Below are 440 nucleotides of genomic sequence, written 5' to 3' on the forward strand. Positions count from 1 at the left end.
TTATGACATAGTTGCTCAGTACCGGCTGGGAAAGGTCAATATGGAGATTGGTGGAAGAGACTTTGGAAAAGTAGAATTTGCTGAAGGTGTCGGCGCTCAACTCACCCACGCCCGAAATAAGTTGAACGCAGTATTTATAAATATAGAACACACTGGAGAACTGAAAGTTAACAGCGATTACTTCAGTTATGGAATCAAGTACACCCATGAGGATATTCGTGACAGGATCCGGGAGTATGAGATCGTAGATTCCGCCGGATTCTCTGTGCGTCCACCCCTCCCCGATTTCAGAAACCATCAACCTTACGAACCTTTCAATGCGCCTTTAGTGCCCTTCACCTCCATTCGCGCGTTTAAGGAAACAGACATTGATAGATTGCAGGCCTTTGCACAATGGAGCCGCCGCACCACCTGGAACGATCATGAAATATTTTTTAACG

1 pseudogene is annotated in these 440 nt (G+C 45.9%); it reads left to right on the top strand.

Going from position 1 to position 440, the window contains the following annotated elements:
* A pseudogene (locus HC175_RS18840) lies at positions 1-440 on the top strand (TonB-dependent receptor); the annotation flags it as partial.

It is taken from the genome of Salinimicrobium oceani, assembly GCF_012037645.1.